Source organism: Rhodococcus sp. 06-1460-1B, assembly GCF_002258475.1.
GTDB classification, from domain to species: domain Bacteria; phylum Actinomycetota; class Actinomycetes; order Mycobacteriales; family Mycobacteriaceae; genus Rhodococcoides; species Rhodococcoides fascians.
In genome coordinates this window covers 68,297-89,812 of record NZ_NOYS01000041.1, presented here as the reverse complement: position 1 = coordinate 89,812, position 21,516 = coordinate 68,297, and the positions used below count along the sequence as shown (strand labels likewise).

The window sequence follows — 21,516 nt, the reverse complement described above, 5'->3', positions numbered from 1 at the left end:
GGTCGCAGATCGTGCGGAGAGTGCGGAAGACATGCTCACCTCTATCGTCGAAATGTCTGAAACCCCCCCTCGACTTCGACGTTATGCCCTTGTTCACCTTTTGTTCGGGTTTCGGGGTCCACTGGGTGAACCTGTTTCGGGGTGTTAACAATTGCGGGCCACAGCGATCATTCGTCGAACAGAGGTCGAGCGTCGAAGATGTCCGGCTCTGCTGCAGCAATACTCTGAATGATGGTCGAGTAGGCGAACCAGCCCACCTTGTCCACCCCGACCGCCTCGAACGTCTGCGCCGCGATCTTGTCGTGCAACACCACCGGATCTCCGGCGGCACACGCCGCCAACTCGGCCTGCATCGACCGTTCCATCGAGACGTACCACCACACGGCCGCCTCGACGGATGTTCCCACGGTGAGGTGGCCGTGATTGGACAGGATCACGGCCTTGTTCGTACCCAGCGCCGCGGCAATTCTTACCCCTTCTTCGGCGTCGAGAGCCACTCCGTGGTACTCGTCGTACAGTGCGTGGTCCTGGTGAAAAGCGCAGGCGTCCTGGGTGATCGGCTGCAGTAGCCGGTGCAGGGACGAGAACGCTTTTCCGTGCAGCCCGTGTGCGTGCACGGCTCCGATCACGTCCGGGCGGGCTTCGTGCACCGTGGAGTGGATGACGAAGGCTGCTCGATTCAACGGTCCCGATCCGGACAGAACGGTGCCGTCGGCACCGACGTGCAACAGCTCCTCGGGCCGCACCTGGGAGAAGTGGCGTCCGAACGGCGCGGTCCAGAAGGTATCGGGATCTTCGGGGTCACGGGCGGTGATGTGGCCGGAGATGCCCTCGTCGAGACCGAATTTCGACAATATGCGGTAGCCGCCCACTACCGCGACCTTGCGACGCGTCCGCTCTTCTGCGCTGCTCAGGCCAACGGGTGCATCCGGTATCGAGGCGAGTTCGCCAATCGATGCTGCCGAGCCCGGCATCACTTGACTCCGTAACGGCCGAGGAACCGCCTGGACAGCAACCGCAGTACGCGGTCGAACAGAAAGCCCATGATTCCGAGAGTGATGATCCCGACGAACGTCCAGTCGATGCGGCCGTAATTGCGCGCCTGCCAGATCATGGAGCCGATGCCGGCATCGGCAGCGACGATTTCGGCCGACACGATGGTCAAGAAACTGTTACCCATGGCCAACCGAGCTCCGGTCACGATTCCCGGGACCGTGGACGGCAGGACGACCGTCTTCATGATCTGTAGCCTGCCTGCGCCGAGGTTCGTCGCCGCCTGCAGCTTGTTCTCGCTGATCGCGACTGTCGCAGCGATCGTACTCACGGTCACGATGAACACCGAGGTGTAGAAGATGAGAACTACTTTGGATGTTTCGCCGATGCCGAACCACACCACCGCCAGCGTGACGAACGCGATGGGCGGGATGAACCTGAAGAATTCGATGTACGGATCGAGCAGCTGGCGGACGATATTGATGCGGCCCATGAGGATTCCCACCGGCGCGCCCACGATCACACCCAGAACCCACCCGATGAGGATTCGTTGCCCGGACGCCTGAATCGATGTCCACAGGACCCCGGTGTCGGACAGTTCTTTCGCCGCCGAGACGACGGCCGCGGGTGACGCCATCGTCGTCGGTCCGTACCACCACGCCAGGAACGACCAGAGTGCGAGACCGATTGCGGCCGAGACGACGAACAGAGCAGCGGTACGCATCGCAGACTTTCCCGCACCCCACGCTCGATTGCCCCGACCAGGCTTGGCCGGCGACGCAGCCTCGGTGCGTCCAGCGATCACGGCGGTCATAGCGTGTCCTCCTCGATACCTTGATTGCGAAGCGAGGCAACCACTTCGGCTCGAATGTCGTCTCGTAGTCGTTCGTAGAGTTCTACGACGGCGGGATGATTGCGGTCACGCGGACGTGGAGCATCGACCTCGTACACGCTCTTGATGCGAGCGCTCGGACCGGCTGTCATGACGACGACACGGTCGGCCAGGGTGATCGCTTCGTCGATGTCGTGGGTGACGAACACGACGGTGCATCCCGTGCGCCGCCAGATTCCGTCCAGTTCGGTTTGGAGAACTTGACGCGTCTGGGCGTCGAGGGCACCGAACGGCTCGTCCATCAGCACCAAGCGGGGTTGGTTGGCGAGTACGCGCGCGATCTGGACACGTTGCTTCATGCCACCGGACAATTGCGTCGGGTACTTGCTGCCCGCGTGCTTCAGGCCGACCATGGCCAAGTACTCGGCTGCGATACGCGCCTGTTCGGCCTTGTTCGATCCGTGCATGCGGGGGCCGTACGCAACGTTCTGGCTGACGGTCATCCACTCGAACAATGCTTCGGAACTCTGGAACACCATGCCGGCGTGGGTGTTGTTTCCTTTCACCGACTCGCCGTCGCAACTGATGTCGCCTGCTGCCACCGACACGAACCCGGCCAGGGCCGACAGCAGCGTCGACTTGCCGCACCCACTCGGCCCGAGCAGGCAGACGAACTCGCCCGGTCGGATGTCGAGGTCGATGCCGCTGACCACCTCCAATTCGCCGAATCTGATGGCTACGTCGCGTGCCTCGATCGGAACGCCCTCCACTGTGTCCACACTCATCGTGATCCCTCCGTCGACCAACCGACGAGGAGCGCCGTGTTCAGGTCGGGTTGGTTGTTCATGGCACCGATCTCGGTGTAGAAATCGACCACGCTCTGGGCATCGGCAACGCTGGTCGGCGTCAAATCCTCTACTGCGTAATCGATTTCGTCGATCGACTGCACCGTCTGGGCTTCGTCGACGTTCACTGCGGTCTTCGTCGCCGCCGCCGCGGCCTGCGGATCTGCTTCGACCTCTGCCGTTGCCTCCGACAGCACGTCTCGAACGGCGCGTGCGGTGTCCTCGTGACCTTCGAGCCACGACTGGGTCGTGATCGCCCAATGGTGGTAGAACCAATCGAAGTCGCCGGTGGTCGCCACGACCTTGCCGGTTCCCTGGTCGATAGCAGCGCTCGGCCAGGGCTCCCACATCACGTATCCGTCGATGTCACCGCGACTCAGGAGCGCAGGCATGTCGGTCGGGGTTGCCGAGATCATCTCGACGGAGTCGGGAGAAACACCGTTCGCTTCCAGGTACTTGACGGTCGAAATCTGGCTGAGTCCGGCGACGATGCCCAGTTTGCGTATCGATTGCGGACCGTCGACGCCGTTGCGGAGTACGACTTTGATGTATTTGCCCGACGACTCGTACGAATACATGGCACGTAGCGCCGGGTTCTGTTGGAGCTGGGCGATCGTGGTCGTGTCCGAACTACCCGCCATCTGTACCTGGCCGGTGGACAGTGCATCGACGGCTTCGCCACCTCGGCCGAACTGAACCAATTCGACGTCGAGACCGGCTTTTTCGAAGAGACCTTGCTCGTCGGCCACGAAGAACGGCGCGTACGACGCGTCGATACCGACCGCGATGCGAATGCTGCCGGTGGAGCTCGTTGCAGCCGCGGATTGGGTCGCCGGGCGGGTGCACGCACCCGCGAACAGTGCGGTGATTGCGGCGAGTGCAACAAGACTCGATGTGGTCAGTGTCGATCGTGGGGCCATGGGCGCACGCTTTCCTTGCTGTGATCTGGACCGCATTTCGCGGCGGTGTGAGGCAAAGCTAGTGGCGGTCCGACCCTGCGCCCACCAACGCGGTCCACCGTGCGGACCCGACCGATGTCTTAACGTGGCCGAAACCCAGCGCAACGATGTCGGATGAATTCGTAGTGGGGTCTGGTGGCCGGACCGTCGGACGTACACGTCAGCGCGAACACCGACATCATCATGTCTTCCGATACATGGGACTGCTGCCGCATCCGTGCGCACTCCACATCGAAAGGCACAACATGCTCTTGAAACGCACTTTTCCGACCGCCGGTCGGGCGCTGGCCGTCGTCGTGGCCTCGGTGGTCGTGCTCGCCGCAGGCTGCTCGCGACCGGCCACCGAAGCAGCGGCGACCGCCGATCTGGTCCGGATCTCGGTCGGTGTCGATCCGTCGTACGCGCCGATCTTCCTCGCTGACAGTGAGGGAATGTTCGAGGCCGCAGGCCTCGATGTCGAGGTCATCCAGACGGAGGGCGGGGCGGCCGGTGCGCAGAACGTGGTGGCGGGAACGTCGGAGCTGTCCGGCAACGCAGATTCCACTGCGCTCACTGTCATGGCCGCGAACCCGAGCCTTCGCGCACTCGGAGTGTTCCAGGATTCGGACCGCTACTTCCAGGTCGTTCTCCGGGACGGGGTCGCACCGGCGGACATCAAGACAATGGGGGTGTTTCCCGGAATTGGTTTGTACTTCACCGATTTGTACCTGCGGAGCCTGGGGATCGACCCAGCTGCGGTGACTCTGGTGACCACGAGCCCGCCGGAGCAGCCGGCGCTGCTGGCGCGAGGTGACATCGACGGGTTCATCTCCTTCGACCCGTGGGTCGGGCAAGCGGAGGATGCCGGGTCGACAGTCGTCGCGACGACCGGTGATTTCGGCGCGAAGTACTCGCAGTGGATCATCGCATCCGAGGGTTGGCTCACAGCCAACGAAGAACTTGCAGGCAAGGTGTTCTCGGTCATTGCCGAGGCATCTGCAATCGTCAACACCGATCCGGCTCGTGCAGCGAGGGCGGTGTCCTCGGAAATTCAGATGGATGCCGCCGAAGCGCAGGATCGGGTGTCGCAGATCGACTTCGGCGGTCGAGACTTCACCGAAGCCGACGTCCAGCAAGCTGGGAGCCTGGTCGACTTCTTCACTGCACAGGGCAAGTTGGCAGGTCCGGTCGACCCGTCGGCGGTGCTCCTCAGCGGCTGGGTTTCGCAGCACGCAGGCTGACAGCGCTGCCGCGGCCTCGGCACATGCGGGGCCGCGGTAGTGCCGCGCTTCCTCTCGGTCTCAGATACTCGAGCGGAATGTCACGCGTCGTACGCGACGTAGTGCAATTCTGCGTCGCGGCGCTCGTCGTACAACGTCGTGTATGCCTTCGCAATGACGTCCGGTTCGGCCTCCGGATGACCTGCCCCGATGAGGGCAGTGATGCCGACGTGGGCAACGTAAACGCCCTTGGGTTCGAGAGCGTTGTGCAGATTCAGCACCCAGTTGCGAAGGCCCGCAGCGGCGATGTTGACGTTCCCCAGGAACGGCATCGGACTGATCGAACCGCCACCGGTGGTCACCAGGATCGTTCCGTTGCCGGCGGCGACCATGTCGGGGAGGACGTCGCCGATGGCGCGCAGCGCACCGCCGATATAGAAGTCGATCTGCGGCTGCAGGTTCTCAGGCGACACCTCGAGCACGTCCACGGGAACGAGTGTCGGATCCGCCGGGGAGAATTCCAGCACGTCGATCGGTCCGAGGTCGGCCTTGATCCGGCCGAGGGCGGCTGTGATCGTGTCGGGCCGGCTCACATCGGCGGCAAAGCCGCGAGCGCGGAATCCTTCACCGGTCAGAGTGTCGGCGAGGGCATCGAGCTTCGCCTGGGTGCGAGCGACGAGGGCGATGTCGAAACCCTTGCGGCCGAACGCGCGAGCGATTTCCAGACCGAGGCCGGGACCGGCTCCGATGATGGCGATGAGGGGCATGAGGGTCCTTTCGAGAACCGCCGAGTAGTCGGTGCAGACGGGTGATGGGCTAAGTTGAGGTCAACCTCATCTAATTCATACCCTAACTTGAGGCCGTACTCAACATCTAGGAGTTGGCATGGTTCCCGAGAAAGGCCTTCGGCGAGACGCACAGGCGAACCTGGACAAGCTCCATTCCGCAGCCCTACGGGTGTTCGCCGAGCACGGGTTGGGGGCACCTCTGGAAGACATCGCTCGGGAAGCAGGCGTGAGTATCGGCACGCTCTACAACCGCGTCGGATCACGCGAAGCGCTGATCGACGCCGTCGTTCCCGCCGTCGCGGGCGAGAAACTCATGACGCTCACCGAGCACACACTGGCTCAGGGATCGCCCCGTGCAAGACTGCAGACATTCGTCGACACCATGATCGAGCTCCAGCTGAGCGACCCGGCGCTGAACGACGCCATGCTCCGACGGTTCCCGAACGCGACCACGTTGATCGACGCCTGCGAGCGCTCGACGGCTCTGGGTGCGAATCTCGTCGAAGAAGCACACGCCGCCGGCGTGCTCTCGACGTCGTTCACGGCGGACGACCTCATGGCGATGTTGTGGATAGCAGGCACGTCGAGCCGCGACGGGGCGGCACCGCCCGGCTGGCGTCGCGTCGTCGAACGCGGTCTCACCGCGGCCTGGACGCAATAGGACCGCGGAGCATCGGCGGACCTCGGAGGGGCGTTCGTTTCTCAGTTCCCGTTCGACGCATCGACCAGATTCTCTCGGAGAAAGCGGGTCGACAAGGCCGACCAGTGTTCGGCGTTGCCCATCGCGCAGTGGTCGTCGTCGGCGTACAGAACCAGTTGGGCGTTGGGTGCGTCGACGGCGAGTTCGATCGAGTCGCGGGTGCTGGCCAACGTGTCTGCGGCTCCATTGATCACCAGCAGTGGGATGTCGATATCCCGGTAGCGATGCCGTAGGGACATTTTCGAGGTCTTGCGCGCCAAGTCCAGGATTCCGGTCGCACCGAGTGTGCGGATGAGCGTCGATATCATCACCTCGGGCATCCCGATCGAGTTGATCGCGCCGAAACTGCGGTGAGTCAGCGGACCGTTGGACACCGCCACTTTCAATCGTGGATCCGACGTGGCCATGCGTGCGGACCAGTATCCGCCGAAACTGAAGCCCATCATGCCGATTCGGTCCGCGTCGATGCGCGCATCGGCCGCGAGGAAGTCGATCACTGCCGAGTACACGTTCTCGGACGCAGCTGTCATGGGTTCGTCGTACGAGTAGGTTCCGGGCATTTCCATGACGAACGTGCCCAGCCCTGCATCCCGTTGCGCCAGTAGGGGTAGCAATGTTTCGGCAATGGTCCCTTCCAGACCGTTCGTAACCAGGACTGTCGGAACGTGTTTCGCGTTCAGCGGTAGCGCGAGAATTCCGTGTACCCGGTCGGAGGTACCGGGCAGGGCGATGTCGACCACCTCCACGACATACCCCATAACCGGTGCGAGAGCGAGCAACAGCGACTCCGACAATCGAGTCGACCTGCGATAGGCGTCCTGGCGTCGCGGCGTCCCGCCCGGCCATGCGGCGACGAAGTAGTACACCAACGCCTTGATCAACCCGTCGACAGCGACCGCCGCGTCGGACGCGTCGGGGTGCTCGGCGATGAAGCGTGCGGTCGCGTGTGAATCGGCTACCGTTCCGCGGTCGGCGAGGATCGACGCCGCTGGGGCGAGTGCGCCGCCCAATTCGGACAGTACCGCGCCGGTCGGAGCATCTGTGTCGAGCAGCCGAGAACTCACGGGCGCATGCAACCGTGACAAGGCCGCATCGGCGCGTTCGAGGTGCTCGGTGGCGAACGTCGACCAGTAGGAAACCCACCTGTCGTCCTCGAAGGAGCGGCATCGAGCCAACTGGTCGCGGAACTCGTCATCGGGTATGCCGCCGAGGTGGGTGAAACGGTCCACGAACAGACGAGGCAGAAACGGCGCGACACCGCGGCTGTGCGAGGCCCTTTCGGTGGTACGGGTCAATGCTCTCGCGCTGACTCGTGCCCGCTGTCCCCATTCGATCATCGACGCCATCGTGTAGCTCCCCGTCCCTTAACGCAGATAGATCTGCTTTAGACGCACGGTAGGGCGCTCGATCGGTAAATGCAAGACTTTCTGCTTTAGCCTTGGGGTGTGGAGCACACACCTACCGATCCTCGAATACGGCGGCGACCCGGCGGTCGAGCCGCACAGGTGACGGAAGCTGTCCACGAGGCTGTGCTCGCTGCCGTCGTGGAGGTCGGTGTCGACAAGGTCGGCATTCCTGACATCAGTCGACGGGCCGGAGTGCGTGACACCACGATCTACCGGCGGTGGGGAACGCGCGAGAACTTGATTCTCGACGTCATGCTCACCGGGAGTGAGCGGATTCTTCGGGTGCCCGACACTGGCGCGCTGAAGGACGACTTGATTGCATTCGCTACTGCGCTCGACGGATATCTCGCATCTGCACTGGGGCAGGGCCTGATTCGAGTGCTCGCCTCGATCACCGACTCGCCTGCTACCGCAGAAGCACGCACTACGTTCTGGTCGCAACGGTTGCGGTCCGTACAGGTGATCATCCTCCGCGCGGTCGAGCGTTCCGAGGTGCCAGCTGATGTCGATGCCGGCCTCGCGATCGAGCTACTGATTTCACCGATTCACTTCCGCCATCTGCTGACCCGGCAACCATGCGACCGCGAGTTCATCGACAGCCTGGTGAATGCCGTAATAGGTTGCTGCCAGTGTGCTCCGGCAGATGCGACGCACGAGTGATCGCAGCTAACCCAGGACGGTCCCGGTCGACTCGGTGTTGAACTCTCTTCGGCGAGAAAAGGACCCGAGATCGACCTTCACCCCGGTGTGAGTTCCCGTGTATACGACGGGGTCGACGTCGTGGTCGTGTCCGGCCTCGACCCTCTCGATCAGAGTTGTCAGCATTCGGCCGACGACGGGTGCATTCTTGAACTGATTCCCGCTGGTGCCCATGGCAACGTAGAAGCCTGCCCGATCGGTCCGGTCGTAGATCGGGGTCCAATCCGAGGCGGCGTCGTACACGCCGGCAATTCCCCTGGGCTGGAACGGGACCGACAATCGAGGTAGACGCCGAGCGGCTCTGGTGACCTGTGCCTGGAAGCGCGCGGCAGTGCGGCTCGGGTTGGCGCTGTCGGGGTCGTCGATCCATTCCAGGGGGTCGCATTCCGGTTCGGTACCGCCGATCAACAGGCCCCCGCCCCGCTCCGGTCGCATGTACGTGCCCAGGTCCAGATCGGCGATCATGGGTCCGAGACGTGCATCCTGGTTGTAGCCTTCCGGTGCAGAGACGTGGTGGACCTCCTGCCGCAGGGGGCGTACGTCCACAGTGAAATCGCTACCTACCCCCGCCATTGCGTTGAGTGCACCCGACCAGGGGCCGGCTGCATTGACCACTATCGGGGCTTCCACGGTATCTCCGTTGTCCAAGTGCACGATCCACCTCTCGGAGACCTGCTGCTCGATACGAACCACCCGTGTCCGGAAGGTAAACCGGGCCCCAGCAGAGGCCGCAGCAGCTCCCAGGTTGGCCGCAGCGAGTCGAGGGTCGTCGACAAAGCCTGCCTGCGGCGTGAACACCGCTCCGAGCGAGGTAGCAGCATCTGCGTAGAAAGCGTCGCTGTCAACAGGTTTCGGCGGAAAGTAGGAGCCGACATCGATTCCAGGGACTCGATCGCTCAGAGTCGTCGAGTCCCAGAGTTCATATGCGACGCCGATTTCGTCGAAGAGTCGGACCGTTCGCTCGCGCGGGGCCAGGTCCACATCGAGAAACACCATGCCGCACTCGTGGAAGCGGGCCAGGTCGGTCGACGCCGAGTTGCCCAGGTGCTCCGGCCAGTTCTTCCAACACTGAGCGGACTCCCATGCCGTAGCCATACCGTCGAAGGTCGAATAGTTGAACCGAATGATCGCGCTGGAAGCGCTGGTGGATCCGAATCCCGGCCCACCTTCCTTGTCGACCACCAGAACTCGATATCCGCGTGCAGAGAGTTCGTAGGCAATGGAGTTGCCGATGACCCCCGCTCCCACGACTACCACGTCGGTCGATCGGGGCACCGTTCCTCCAGATGATTCGGTCGCGTCGTTGTCCGGAACGTGGTTTTGTTGCACAACAACAGTTTTACTGAAGCCGACGGGCGACGCTATCGACATCTGTGAACACTTCGGCCACCCGCAGCGCATCTCGTGTAGCGCATGCCGGAGGTCACGGAACCGCCCGCCCGGACGACGCTTCCCGGGCCGCAGTCAGCGACGTCAACTTCAATCCCAGATGCAAGGTAAGTCGATCATCGCCGTTGTCGAGACTGCACTCGGTGATCTGCTCGATGCGTTTGAGTCGTTGGTAAAGGGTCGCACGATGAATGCACAGCTGGTCTGCTGTTCGCCGAATATCGCAGGCGTTGTCGAAGAATGTGTTCAACGTGCTCACGAACACGTGCTGCCGGTCCGCTGCCTCGAGTACCGACACCGGAGAATTGCGTGCAGCACTGGCGATGTCGTCGTTGGACATTCGTAGGAGAGTGTCGTAGGGGCCAAGATTGCCCCATCGTGCCATGTCGCCGAGCGAGGGGACCAGCAGCGCGGCGCGAACCGCCGTGAGAGCGTGTCGATAGGCGCGAAATATCAGCCCAGGTTCGTTCACGACGTCACTGGTGCCGAGTACGAACCGAGTGTTGTTTCCGCTCAGCTGCCGGAAACGAGAAGTCGCACGCGTGGTGACGGACTCCAGCTGATGCGGTGTCAACGGTTCCGTCGTCGCGAGCAGCAACCATATTCGCGATTTCTCCACAGCGATCGAGCCGGTGCCGCTCGGGAGAGCCTGTAGCCCCTCCTGAATCGCCACTTCCATTGCTACGTCGTCCGATGTTTCGGCAGGGTTCGCACTCTCGCGCTGTGCTGCGACGACCTGATAGTGGCCAGTGTGCTCCGCTATCACTTGCTCGGCGAGCGCGTCCTCGACTGCCTGCTTCCTGACGTCGTCGGCCGAGTCGACGAGGTCACGCAGAATTGCCGCACGACGCTCGTTCGATCGCTCGCGAACCAGAAGGCGTTCGTACAGAACGATTCCCGCTCGCATAGCGGTGTTCTCTGCCTTCTGTATATCGGACGCGGTGAGAGGATTCTCGGCGGAGTCGATGAGCCAGAGAAAGCCCAACAGAAGACTCTTGCACCGCACAGGAACACAGAGCCTTTTCTGGCTCCCGGGCACATCGGGTTGGGCGAGGCCGGGTTCGATCCACGTACCGATGCCGGAAGCGAGCAGGGGGCGGGAGACTTCCTCCGGTACCGCTCGGTTCAGGATGGAGGTGATTCTCAGCGAGTCTTCGTCGCCGAAATGCCGACTTGCTGCGAGTAGGCGAATCGAGGGGTCGTCGATGGCCACAGAGCGGTGAAGCTGCGCGGCCAGGTCGTCGACGAACGTCTGAAGATCGTCGATGGGCATGACACCCTCCTTACGACGTCGATGGGCTCCACCAAATGTTAGAGCAGCCACTGCACACGATTACCGGACATGGCACTCCTTCAGGTAGCTCAAAAACGACGCCTGTACACCGGTCACGTGCGTCTCGTCGAGCATCGAGGTCGACACGACGTCGGCGCGTCCTTCGGCTCGCAATTCCTCGAGCGCGCGCAGGACGTTTCGAGCCAGACCGCGGTAGACCGGGACATCCCCCCACAGTTCGACCTTGTTCAGGGTGACGTGGAGACGAGGGTCGCGCTCGTCTATCTCCGGAAGAGCGCGGATCAGTTCGAACAATTGGCTCTCGGCACTGCTAATTCCTGGAGTTCCCGCACCGACCGTCGCGAACGGTGTTCCGCCGCGAAGCCACGCGTAGAGCGCGAAGAGGCCACCGTACGAGTACCCGAACAGGCCGTGACCGTACTCGCTGACGCGCAGGCGCGATTGCAGTAGAGGGTGCAGCTCCTGAACGAGGAAGTCGAGGAAGGCATCTGCGTTGCAGTCCGAGATCTGCGCTATGTACGCATCGATGTCCGTCTGGCTCATCGTGCCTGCTTCGCGAGCCGACTCCAGCGCGGCTACGACGTCGTCGCCGATCGGTTCTCCGGGCGGAACGAGGTCTCGGTTGCGGAGCTGCGACCAGTCCGACGCCTCCTGACCGGCGTAGCCGACGGTGATCTGGATGTAAGGCGCGATACTCAGAAACGGATCCTTCTGCGTGACGATCAACGGTGCCGTGAAACCCACTGTCCAATTGCCATCTAACACATAGATCAGGGGCACCGTGTCGGTGGATTCGGCGTATCCGGGAGGTGTGGTGATCCACACCGCGTAATCGAGCCCGGACCGGGACGTTACTTGGATGTACTCGGTGTCGGGAAGGCAACCGTGCAATATCGTGCTCATCGAATGTCCTTTACTGTCGAACCGCTCTTGACTACGAGAACGGCCATTTCCGGATTTGCAAAGACGCTGGGATCTTCGAGGGGATCGCGCTGCCACACCGCGAGGTCGGCTCGCATTCCGACGCGCACCATTCCGACGGTGTCGCCCACGCCCAGAATGTCCGCGTTGACGCTCGTCGCAGACACCAAGGCCTGCATCGGTGATTCCAGCTCGGATCGCACGCGCAATTCTTCGCCTCTCCGTTGCTGGTTGGGGCCGATGAGGTCGGAACCGAGACCGATTCTCAAACCGCTCGCGCGAGCGATCGCGAGGGCGGCTTCCATGCGCTCGCGGATTCCGGCCGCCCTCGACGCAGTCACCGGATTCACGTCCGTCACTTCGTCGTTGGACAGCAGATCGAGGACGGAGAACGTGGGGACCACGGCGACGTCGTGTTCCTTCATCGAAGCTGCTGTCTGCTCGTCGATGTCGGTTCCGTGTTCGATGCAGCGCGCGCCGGCCTGTATCGCGTTGCGGATGCCTTCTTTGCCGTGCGCGTGGACCGTGACGTAGGTACCGCGGGCAGATGCTTCCTCAACGGCCACTGCGATTTCCTCGACGGTGAACTGAGTATCGGAGAGCCGGTCGTGGCCGCCGACCACCCCGCCGGTCACACACAACTTGAGGAAGGTGGCACCTCGGCGGAACGTTTCTCGAACGTTCTTCCGAAGTTCGTCGGCATTGCCCGACATCAACGACAACGCGCACAGTCCGGGGATGTGATGGTCCGTCCACATGGCCGTCGGTTCCCACTCGGCACCGTAGTACCCGTGCCCGCCCACCTGGCATTGGACGGGTCCGCACGACAAGACATGTGGACCACGTACCTTGCCCTTGGCGAGAACGCCCACGACGCCGCCGTCGATGCCGCCGGTATCACGAACGGTCGTGAATCCGGCGTCGAGCGCGAACCCCGCCGTTGTGAAAATGTCGGCAGCAACCTCTGCGGCAGACAGTTCGAATCCGAACTGCGCGCGGATAGGGCTGGACAGGCCGAGGTGGACGTGTGCATCGATCAGGCCAGGGGTCAGTAGTCTGCCGTCCAGGTCGACAGTCGTCGCACCCGCCGGAGCGCTGCCGACCGCGGTGATGATGCCATCCGTCACGCACACATCCACAGCGGATGGTTCTCTACCGGAACCGTCCGCGACTCTTCCTCCTGCGTACCATGTCTCCGTCACACAACCTCCCGGTCTTCGTCTCGACCGATGTCTCCGAGGCACGCCGACATCGGCGCGTAATGTTGGGCCGTCGAATACATCATGGTGTCTAGTCGCCGGAACCAACAGTGACCGTGCGATGCGACTTCGGCGACCTGCAATCGACAAACGTCGTGTCTACGTCTTCGATTCCGGTATTCCGCGCCACAGGACGGGAAGAGCGATCACGGCGATCGCCGTTGCGTAGAAGGCCGGTGACAGGGTGTTGCCCGTCGCGTTCACCAGTGCCTCGCACACCAACGGTGCCGTACCGGCGAAGAGTGCATAGGCCACGTTGTACGGGAGTGCCGTACCCGTGAATCGTGCATGTGTGGGCATCATTTCCAGAACCGCGAGAAGGGCGGAAGCCAGCAACGCTTGGACGATGACCAGGGCCAGCAACGCAAGTGCGATCGCAACGATGTTTCCCGTTCCGATGAGTAGGTAGCTCGGTATCGCGACGAAGATCGACGACACCATGCCGATCCGGACGAGTGGCCGCCGGCCGACTCGGTCCACCGTGGCTCCGAAGTAGACGTACAGGGGAACTGCCACCACCAGTGCGCTCGACGTCAGTAACAGAGCAGTCGTGCTCGAGACTCGAGCCGCGTGAACCAGGAACGTCGGCATGTAGCCGATCAGCATGTGAGTGGCAACGCCCAGCGCGGCGAAGTAGACGAACGCGGTGATCAGGGACTGCCGGTGATGGCGGAGCAGATCAGCCATAGGATGAATCGGGAGAGATTCTCTTTCCTTCATTTCCGTGAAAGCCGGAGTTTCCTCGACAGCAAGCCTCAGAAACAGGCCCGCAAGTGCGACAATTCCGCCGATGACGAACGGCCAACGCCACCCGCCATTCAGGAAATACTCTGCACCAACCGAATTGAACGACAGGACCGTCACCGTTGCGAAGATGCTTCCGACGAACGACGAGCCGGCGATTATCCCCGCGTACAGGCCACGACGGTGGTACGGCGCATGTTCGACGACAAACGTAGCTGCTCCGGTGTATTCGCCTCCCGCCGAAAATCCCTGTACCAATCTGCAGACCAGCAACAACAGCGGTGCAGCGGCACCGATCGATGCGTACGTGGGAAGCAGGCCTATTGCGGCCGTCGAGCACCCCATGAGAGTGATGGCCAGTGAGAGCGATCCCCGTCGACCGAATCGGTCACCGAGTCTTCCGAAGAAGACTCCACCTGCTGGTCTGGCCAAGAAGGCGACTCCGTACAGGGCAAAGGTGGCCAGCAGTGCGCCACTCCCGAATTCCGCCGGAAAGAACACTGTCGCGAGAACAACAGCGCTGAATCCGTAGATGGTGAAATCGAACCATTCGACGATATTTCCTGTTGCACCGGCAATCAATGCTTTCCGACGAGTGAGCGACAGTGCTGTCGACCCTTCTGCCGGGGTCTTGACGGGAACATCGGCTGCACCGGTCATGGCAGTTCCTTCGGTGGTAGGTGGACATCGTGCAACGACGGCGGAACTCCGAAGTATCCTGGAATGCACGTGACAAAACCGTTGCTACACAGTCGAACTCACGAGGTCGGTTCGACACGAGGAAAGCCTATGGCAGGCAACCTGGGCTGCGACATCGTCATTTGTTCACGGTAGCCGGGTGAAACCGCGGCACGTGTCGCATACGAATCTGCGCGGGGATGGCGACAGTCGGCGTCAGCTCGGTCCGAAACGCTCTGTTCGGATGTTCCCAGCCGAGTGACCCCGCGCCACCAACATGTCCGCGACCGTGTCGACGAAGCTCGTGGGCCCGCAGATGTAGCAGCGCGGCTCGAACTCCGCCGGCCATCCGTGAGCGTCGATGTCTTTCAACGTGATTCGACCGAGTGGCCGTGTGCTGCCGGCAGGAGCACGCCGCGTGTGGATCATCGTGACGTCCACTCCCGCCGGAGGGTGAGCCCACTCGTCCGCGAAGTACACCTCTGCTGGTTCGCGCACGGAGTACAACACTCGGAAGGGCACCCGCCCGCCCGTCGCAGACGCCTGCGCGCGAACCATGGCGCGGAGCGGGACGATGCCGGAACCACCACCCACCAACAGAATCGGCGGAGACGGGGTCTCCGACGGTTGGGACGGCCGCCAGACGAACCATCGACCCACCGGCCCGCGGATTTCGATGCGATCGCCGACCTCGACGGACTCGACCAAGTAGGGCGACACCTCACCGTCCGCGACGTTCTGCACGGCGATCTCGATACGCGACGTGCCGTCGGGTGCCGAGGCCAAGGAGTAGCTGCGCTGTGCGCTGTAGCCGTCCTCGGCGGTGAGCTTGACGTCCACGTGCTGCCCGGCGAGATGGCCGGGCCAACCGTCGACGTCGAGAACAAGGGTGGACGCGGTGGGTGTCTCACGCCGCACGGCCGCAGCCGTAGCAACGAGCCAGGGTTTCGCCCCAGCCGCCGAAGTCACGTCAGTCGCCCTGGTAGCGCTGCTCGCGCCACGGGTCTCCGTAGTCGTGGTACCCACCACGCTCCCAGAAACCTTGTTCGTTCTCCAGGGTGAGCTCGATGCGTGAGATCCACTTGGCCGATTTCCAGAAGTACAGATGCGGAACGAGAAGCCTTGCCGGACCGCCGTGTTCGCGAGCCAGGGGAGCACCGTCGAACTCGGTGACCAGCCAGGCCTTCCCGTCCCTGAGATCTTCGAGGGGGAGATTGGTGGTGTAACCGTCGAAGCCGTGCACCACGACGTACCCGGCATCGGTGTCGAGACCGTCCAACAGAACGTCCAGGCTCACGCCCTTCCACGTGGTGTCGAGCTTCGACCACTTGGTGACGCAGTGAATGTCGACGGTCGGAGTCTCGTGCGGAAGTGCCGCGAATTCGTCCCAGGTCCAACTGCGAGTGTCGCCCCGTTCGGTGGTGACCGAGAACGACCACGTGTCGGTCGCGACCACGGGCGCAGGCCCGATCGCGAGGACGGGAAAATCCTTGGTCAGATACTGACCGGGGGGAGTGCGCCCGTCGTCGCCGCGTCGTCGGCCCACGAAGCCCTTCGAGATCAGTGCCATGGTGAAGAATTGTGCGCTCGTTGTCGCGAGTCTGACAAGTCGGGTGACGGTGTCGGCTACCTGCGCTTCGGGGGGAGCACGTGGGATCGATGCGGAGTTCGCCGTGCTTCGTACCGGTACGGTCGAGGTGTGGACACTTCTATCGTCGACGCACCATGTGGTGCGGCATGAGTATTTCCGCCGCCGACCGTGCATTTCTGGCGCGTGCTGTGGATCTGGCGTCGGCCGCAGTGAGTACGGGCAACGATCCGTTCGGTTCGGTGCTGGTGTCGGGAAGCGGTGAAGTGCTTGCGGAAGATCGCAATCGCGTCGGCGATCGACACGATCCCACCCAGCACCCCGAGATCGCTCTGTCACGGTGGGCTGCGACCAATCTGAACCCCAGTGAGCGACGATCGTCGACGGTATACACCTCCGGTGAGCACTGTGCGATGTGCGCGGCGAGCCACGGAATTGTCGGGCTCGGACGTATCGTCTACGCCACCTCGACAGCCCAATTGCTCACGTGGCTGGAAGAATTCGGTGCTGCGCCGCTCGCGATCACGCCGCTCACCATCACGCAGGTCGTGCCGGGAGCAGTGGTCGACGGGCCGGTCGCCGAGTTCAGCGACGCTGTCCGTGACCTGCACAGGCAACGTCACACGTCCACGGCGTAGCGAAGGGTGAGCGAAATCTTCGAAGGCCGCCGAACGAGAACGTCGACATCGGCACTCGTGATGACCGGTGGTATCGGTGTTGCACTCGCGTGGCTCCAGTGTCTTCTGATCCGTCAGCAGTTCGCGGTGGGATTGTGGGTCATCGTGGTGGCCGTCGTGGCCACCTGTCTCGTCGCGTCCGATGCCAGAAAGCATGTAGCCGTAGGAACTTCGCTCGGTGCAGTGACCGTGGTCGCTCAGGTCGCCTGGTTGGTGACGCCCTTTCACGCGCTGTGGGTCGTGAGCGCAACCGCGGGGACTGCGCTCGGGTTCTTTCTGCTCGGATCGGCGTGGGCGGGCTCCTCGGATGGCACTCGCCGGGTGGTTCTCGCCGTACCGGCCGGCCTCGCTGCCTCGATTGCGTTGGTGGTTTCCGCAGTGACGATCACTACGGCCGCCAGTCCAGCGCCGCTGGTTCGAGCGCTGCAGTCGTTGGGGCAGAGCAATTCCTTCGTTTCTGCCGCGCCGACAGCGACGTCGGTAGTGAACGGAGCAGGTCGCACCAATGACATCGAATACGGCTCGACGCTTCCCAATTCGTTTCTCGACATCTACATCGCCGACAACGATCCGTCGGTCAGCCGTCCCACGTACGTCATGGTGCACGGCGGGGGATGGATAGCGGGGGACAAGGCCGACGGTGATTCCGAACTCGGGACGGACAACCCATATTTCGCGTCGGGGGCGGGCCCCGTACTCGACGCCGGTTTCAACCTGGTGTCGGTGAATTATGCGTTCGCACCGGAATACCGTTTTCCCACGCAGACGATCCAGTTGGGTGAGGCTCTACAGTTCTTGGAAACGAACGCCGACCGATACGGCTTGGACATGAGCCGCGTCGTGCTCGCCGGAAGCAGCGCGGGTGGTCAGATCGTGGGTAGCTACGCCAATGTTCGGACCAACCCCGACTACGCACGGGCGCTGGGCATCGAACCCACGATGGATCGAAGCGCGTTGAAGGCCTTGGTGTTCGACAGTGCAGTCCTCGATGTGGGGAGGGCCGGCTCGCCGCAATCTCCGAGTCCGTCGAACGGCTTTCTGTACGACATCGGTGCACGCAGCTACCTCGACACCACCGATGCCGATTGGCTGGCGCGCGCAAACGTCACGGAGAACGCCACCTCCGACTTCCCGCCGAGCTTCATCGCCGACGGCAACACCGGCACGTTCCCCGATCAGGCGGCCGAACTGAGCGCGAAGCTGGACAGAATGGGCGTCGCCAATCGCTTGAATCTATACAGCAAGAACGAGGGGACCCTCGAGCATGCATTCATGACCACGGGCTCGCAGTGGACCGACGAGTACAACCGGCTCAGGATCGAGTTCCTCCGCGGCATCGTCGGATAGCAGAGCAGTCGCTGACGCACTCGCCTGGCCGCTACTGCACTGGCACCCGTATCCGGCCGACCGAACCGGAAACGGCGGCCAACCGGAGTTTCGTTTCGTCTTCCGATCCGGGGGCGGCGGTCATGATGACGATTTTCAGCTCCGCGTCTCCGTCGGTGAGTACGTCGCAGTCGACGGTGATCGGTCCGACGGTCGGATGGTGGACCACTTTGTGATCCTCGCGATGTGAACCGACGGCACCGACCGACCACAGAGACTCGAATTCTGAACTGCCGGTGCGTAATTCTTCGATCAGGCCCCTCAGTCTCGAGTCTCTGGGAAACCGCCCGGTGGCTCGCCGAAGGTCGGACACCACGGCAGCTCGGACTGCTGCGTCGCCGCCGGACGGCGTCACCGGCCAGGCGGACATTCCGGGTGTGTCCGCGCCGACGGGGAAACAGTCACGAGCGAAGTTTCTCTTGGAGTGCGAGACGGACGACGGATCACCGACCAGCGCGGCCCAACTCCGGTTCCACCAGAGCAGTTGCCAATCGGCGGCGAAGACGGCAACTGCACCCTCGTCGAGTCGGCCGACAACCCGCCGCACTCCGGGCGGAATGTGGTCGGAGATAGTCCCGTCGGCCGGCGGAATGTGGCCGGCCAAGCGGTAGAAATGGTCTCGCTCGGGAAGAGTCAGCTGGAGAGCCCGCGCCAAGGACGACACCACCTGCACCGACGGTGTCGTCGCTCGTCCCTGTTCGAGCCGCACTACGTAGTCCACGGAGATGCCCGCGAGATCGGCGAGGTCCTCGCGTCGGAGCCCCGTGGCCCGTCGAGAGCGTCCGGTCGTCAGTCCGACAGCATCGGGTGAGAGTCGATCACGCCACGATCTGATCGTCGCGCCGAGTCCGTCCGTTGTCGAGGTCACGACTCCATTGTCACTCTTCGGGCGGGTGTGAGGGTGGTACCGATTGTCCTACCGTCCAGGCGTGCCTGGAGCACACGCCGGTCGACCTGAACACTGGGGCCATGACCATCACATTCATCACCGGAGCAAACAAGGGCCTAGGTTACGAAACCGCGCGCCGACTGATCGATCAGGGCCACACCGTGATCCTCGGAGCACGTGACGCCGAGCGGGGTAGGAATGCTGCAGCAGCGTTGGGCGCTCGGTTCGTTCGAATCGACGTCACCGATGCCGAATCCGTCGCATCGGCAGCTGCGGACGTACAACGGCAGGAGGGGGTTGTCGACGTACTGATCAACAACGCGGGCGTTCCCGGACCGCACAGCGCCATCGAAGAACTGACCGCCGAGGATGTGCAGTCGGTACTCGATGTCAACGTCCTCGGAATCGTCCGAACCACAACAGCATTCCTTCCACTACTGCGCCGCTCCACCGATCCCGTCATCGTCAACGTCAGCAGTGGAATGGGTTCGTTCGCGGCGACACACGATCCGTCTCGCGTCGAATCCAGCGTGATTGCTCCGGCCTACACCGCGTCGAAGTCGGCTGTCACGATGCTGACGACGCAGTATGCCAAGGGCCTGAGTGACATTCGCATCAATGCCGCCGATCCGGGCTACACCGCAACCGAATTCAACGGAAACAGCGGGCCGCAAACCGTCACCGAGGGGACCGACGCCATCGTGCAGCTCGCCACCGAAGGGCCCGGCCACGGATCCGGGCGGTTCATCGACCGCCACGGAACCGTCAGCTGGTGACCGGTTCCGCGGCAGTCAGCGTCAGCCGATCACACTCTGCAGGTCCATCCCCGCCGGCTTCTTCAGCGGAGTGAACGTTCCGACGCTCTGCTCGACGGCTCGGGCTGCCGCGAGTGCGATGTGGTCGCCGTTGCGTGGAGCGATCAGCTGAACTCCGGACGGGATGCCGTCCGAGTCGAGCCCGGTGGGCACGGCGACCGAGGGCAGGCCGAGGAGGTTGACCGTCACCAGTAACCGGTGATCACGCCACAGTTGCGTGGTCGCTTCGGGACCGGACAAGTCGTAGCCGACGGCAGTCATCCGCCGCGCCGAGACCGGGCCCAACACGATCGGGTACTCGGCGTGAAACCTCTCCCACGCTGCCGAAATCAGCACACGCTGACCCCACGCAGCCTTGTACTCCGCGATCGACTCGTAGACCTCGGTCTCCGAGGAGTTGTCGAGGAAATACTGCGTTGCGCCCGCGCCGAGGGGCTCGGCACCGCTGTCGGGCTGGAAATTGCCGACGAACTCGGTGACCGAGAGCCGACGCCACAGCACCGCACCTTCCTCGATCATGGGTGCCTCGGCCTCGACGACCTCCCACCCCGCAGCGGCCAGAGCATCGGCAGCTATCGAGATTGCCTCGGCCACTTGCGGGTCCACACCCCACCCGGCGGGATCGCGCGTGACGGCGACGCGTCGTACGCCGTCGTAGGTGGCCGGGTGGGGAATCGAGGACGCCATCGGATCCAGGCCGTCCGACCCGTGCATCAGCGAGAAGGCGGTGTCCAGGTCGTCGACCCGGCGAGCGATCGGTCCGTTCACAGCGAAGAACTGCTCAGTCAGTGGCCAGGCCTCGACGGGTGAGGGTGCCGGCACACGGCCAGCCGACGGTCGCAGTGCGCAGATACCGGCAGCGTAGGCCGGCAATCGTAGAGATCCGCCGTAGTCGTTGCCGAGTCCGATGACGGACATGCCGGTGGCCACGGCGACGCTGTCTCCGCCGCTGGAGCCGCCGGCGACTCGGTCACGATCCCAGGGGTTGTAGGTCCGCCCGAAGAGTTCGTTGTCGGTGTCCCAACGCAATCCGGTGTCGGGCATGTTTCCCCGGCCGATCGGGATCGCGCCTGCTTCCATCAGCCGTCGGACCATTGTCGAATCCGACGTCGGAATCGCATCCGCGAGGAAGGTCCAGCCTTGCGTCGACGCAGACCACGTCAGGTCGATGTTCTCCTTCACAGAGATCGGTACCCCTGCGAGGTCACCGACATCCTCACCGTCGGCGATTCGGCGATCGATGGTGTCCGCGAGTTCGCGTGCGCGGTCGTGGAATACGACGGTGAGAGCGCCGAGGTGACCGTTGGCCTCGGCGATGCGGTCGAGGTGCGCGTCGATCACCTCGCGTGCGGTCACTGCGCGAGTACGAACGAGTCGCGCTATCTCGCGGGCGCTGAGCGTCCAGAGAACGGGGTGTGCCTGAGTCATGCTGTGCCTCCTGTGGAGTGGGACGGG

21 protein-coding genes are annotated in these 21,516 nt (G+C 63.1%); 6 read left to right on the top strand and 15 right to left on the bottom strand.

Annotated features, from left to right (window positions below; genetic code table 11):
* Positions 1-167 precede the first annotated feature (167 nt).
* Genes CH268_RS23335 through CH268_RS23320 form a run of 4 tightly spaced genes read right to left on the bottom strand, consistent with a single transcriptional unit; the run spans position 168 to position 3,590 of the window.
* Positions 168-974 carry a class II aldolase/adducin family protein gene (locus tag CH268_RS23335; protein ID WP_094666034.1) on the bottom strand — a complete coding sequence of 269 codons (807 nt, stop codon included), beginning with the start codon at positions 972-974 and terminating at the stop codon, positions 168-170.
* Positions 974-1,807, bottom strand: coding sequence for an ABC transporter permease (locus tag CH268_RS23330; protein WP_032385606.1), 834 nt, complete (start codon positions 1,805-1,807; stop codon positions 974-976). The genes CH268_RS23335 and CH268_RS23330 overlap by 1 nt, the downstream gene beginning before the upstream one ends.
* On the bottom strand, positions 1,804-2,610 hold the full coding sequence (locus CH268_RS23325; protein ID WP_032385605.1) for an ABC transporter ATP-binding protein: 807 nt from the start codon (positions 2,608-2,610) through the stop codon (positions 1,804-1,806). The genes CH268_RS23330 and CH268_RS23325 overlap by 4 nt, the downstream gene beginning before the upstream one ends.
* Positions 2,607-3,590, bottom strand: coding sequence for an ABC transporter substrate-binding protein (locus CH268_RS23320; RefSeq protein WP_094666033.1), 984 nt, complete (start codon positions 3,588-3,590; stop codon positions 2,607-2,609). Before CH268_RS23320 ends, CH268_RS23325 begins: the two co-directional genes overlap by 4 nt.
* Positions 3,591-3,874: 284 nt before the next feature.
* Between CH268_RS23320 and CH268_RS23315 the strand changes: the two genes are divergently transcribed.
* Entirely contained in the window at positions 3,875-4,849 is a 975-nt protein-coding gene (locus tag CH268_RS23315; RefSeq protein WP_094666197.1) for an ABC transporter substrate-binding protein, read from the top strand.
* Positions 4,850-4,929: 80 nt separating this feature from the next.
* Here CH268_RS23315 and CH268_RS23310 read toward each other — a convergent pair whose 3' ends face one another.
* The gene (locus tag CH268_RS23310) at positions 4,930-5,595 is read right to left on the bottom strand and encodes an SDR family NAD(P)-dependent oxidoreductase (RefSeq protein WP_057473838.1); all 666 of its coding nucleotides are present in this window, start codon (positions 5,593-5,595) and stop codon (positions 4,930-4,932) included.
* 118 nt (positions 5,596-5,713) lie between these two features.
* Here CH268_RS23310 and CH268_RS23305 point away from each other — a divergent pair, with 118 nt between their 5' ends.
* Positions 5,714-6,277: a TetR/AcrR family transcriptional regulator gene (locus CH268_RS23305; RefSeq protein ID WP_094666032.1), complete on the top strand. Its 564-nt coding sequence runs from the start codon at positions 5,714-5,716 to the stop codon at positions 6,275-6,277.
* A gap of 41 nt (positions 6,278-6,318) precedes the next feature.
* Here the strand turns inward: CH268_RS23305 and CH268_RS23300 are convergent, their stop codons facing one another.
* Complete coding sequence (locus CH268_RS23300; RefSeq protein ID WP_094666031.1) at positions 6,319-7,662, bottom strand: alpha/beta hydrolase family protein; 1,344 nt, start codon at positions 7,660-7,662, stop codon at positions 6,319-6,321.
* A gap of 159 nt (positions 7,663-7,821) precedes the next feature.
* Here CH268_RS23300 and CH268_RS23295 point away from each other — a divergent pair, with 159 nt between their 5' ends.
* Entirely contained in the window at positions 7,822-8,382 is a 561-nt protein-coding gene (locus CH268_RS23295) for a TetR/AcrR family transcriptional regulator (RefSeq protein ID WP_048319539.1), read from the top strand.
* Between the two features lie 6 nt (positions 8,383-8,388).
* Here the strand turns inward: CH268_RS23295 and CH268_RS23290 are convergent, their stop codons facing one another.
* From CH268_RS23290 to CH268_RS23260, 7 genes are all read right to left on the bottom strand, one after another.
* Positions 8,389-9,696 carry an NAD(P)/FAD-dependent oxidoreductase gene (locus CH268_RS23290; RefSeq protein WP_048319679.1) on the bottom strand — a complete coding sequence of 436 codons (1,308 nt, stop codon included), beginning with the start codon at positions 9,694-9,696 and terminating at the stop codon, positions 8,389-8,391.
* 148 nt (positions 9,697-9,844) lie between these two features.
* On the bottom strand, positions 9,845-11,083 hold the full coding sequence (locus tag CH268_RS23285) for a PucR family transcriptional regulator (RefSeq protein WP_048319541.1): 1,239 nt from the start codon (positions 11,081-11,083) through the stop codon (positions 9,845-9,847).
* Between the two features lie 60 nt (positions 11,084-11,143).
* On the bottom strand, positions 11,144-12,007 hold the full coding sequence (locus tag CH268_RS23280; RefSeq protein WP_048319542.1) for an alpha/beta hydrolase: 864 nt from the start codon (positions 12,005-12,007) through the stop codon (positions 11,144-11,146).
* Positions 12,004-13,152, bottom strand: coding sequence for a metal-dependent hydrolase family protein (locus tag CH268_RS23275; RefSeq protein WP_228139171.1), 1,149 nt, complete (start codon positions 13,150-13,152; stop codon positions 12,004-12,006). The genes CH268_RS23280 and CH268_RS23275 overlap by 4 nt, the downstream gene beginning before the upstream one ends.
* A gap of 231 nt (positions 13,153-13,383) precedes the next feature.
* Entirely contained in the window at positions 13,384-14,688 is a 1,305-nt protein-coding gene (locus tag CH268_RS23270) for an MFS transporter (RefSeq protein WP_080966324.1), read from the bottom strand.
* 234 nt (positions 14,689-14,922) lie between these two features.
* The gene (locus CH268_RS23265) at positions 14,923-15,675 is read right to left on the bottom strand and encodes a ferredoxin reductase (protein WP_094666029.1); all 753 of its coding nucleotides are present in this window, start codon (positions 15,673-15,675) and stop codon (positions 14,923-14,925) included.
* Between the two features lies 1 nt (position 15,676).
* Complete coding sequence (locus tag CH268_RS23260) at positions 15,677-16,276, bottom strand: sulfite oxidase-like oxidoreductase (protein ID WP_032401208.1); 600 nt, start codon at positions 16,274-16,276, stop codon at positions 15,677-15,679.
* 167 nt (positions 16,277-16,443) lie between these two features.
* Between CH268_RS23260 and CH268_RS23255 the strand changes: the two genes are divergently transcribed.
* Entirely contained in the window at positions 16,444-16,932 is a 489-nt protein-coding gene (locus tag CH268_RS23255) for a nucleoside deaminase (protein ID WP_094666028.1), read from the top strand.
* A gap of 6 nt (positions 16,933-16,938) precedes the next feature.
* Positions 16,939-18,318 (top strand): alpha/beta hydrolase, encoded by a 1,380-nt coding sequence (locus CH268_RS23250; protein ID WP_094666027.1) that lies wholly within the window; start codon positions 16,939-16,941, stop codon positions 18,316-18,318.
* Positions 18,319-18,349: 31 nt separating this feature from the next.
* Here CH268_RS23250 and CH268_RS23245 read toward each other — a convergent pair whose 3' ends face one another.
* Complete coding sequence (locus CH268_RS23245; RefSeq protein ID WP_094666026.1) at positions 18,350-19,225, bottom strand: helix-turn-helix domain-containing protein; 876 nt, start codon at positions 19,223-19,225, stop codon at positions 18,350-18,352.
* A gap of 101 nt (positions 19,226-19,326) precedes the next feature.
* Between CH268_RS23245 and CH268_RS23240 the strand changes: the two genes are divergently transcribed.
* Positions 19,327-20,022 (top strand): SDR family NAD(P)-dependent oxidoreductase, encoded by a 696-nt coding sequence (locus CH268_RS23240; RefSeq protein WP_094666025.1) that lies wholly within the window; start codon positions 19,327-19,329, stop codon positions 20,020-20,022.
* 21 nt (positions 20,023-20,043) lie between these two features.
* On the opposite strand, the gene CH268_RS23235 is transcribed toward CH268_RS23240, so the two are convergent.
* A complete protein-coding gene (locus CH268_RS23235) occupies positions 20,044-21,489 on the bottom strand; it encodes an amidase (RefSeq protein WP_094666024.1) in 1,446 nt (481 codons plus the stop codon).
* Positions 21,490-21,516: the final 27 nt, after the last annotated feature.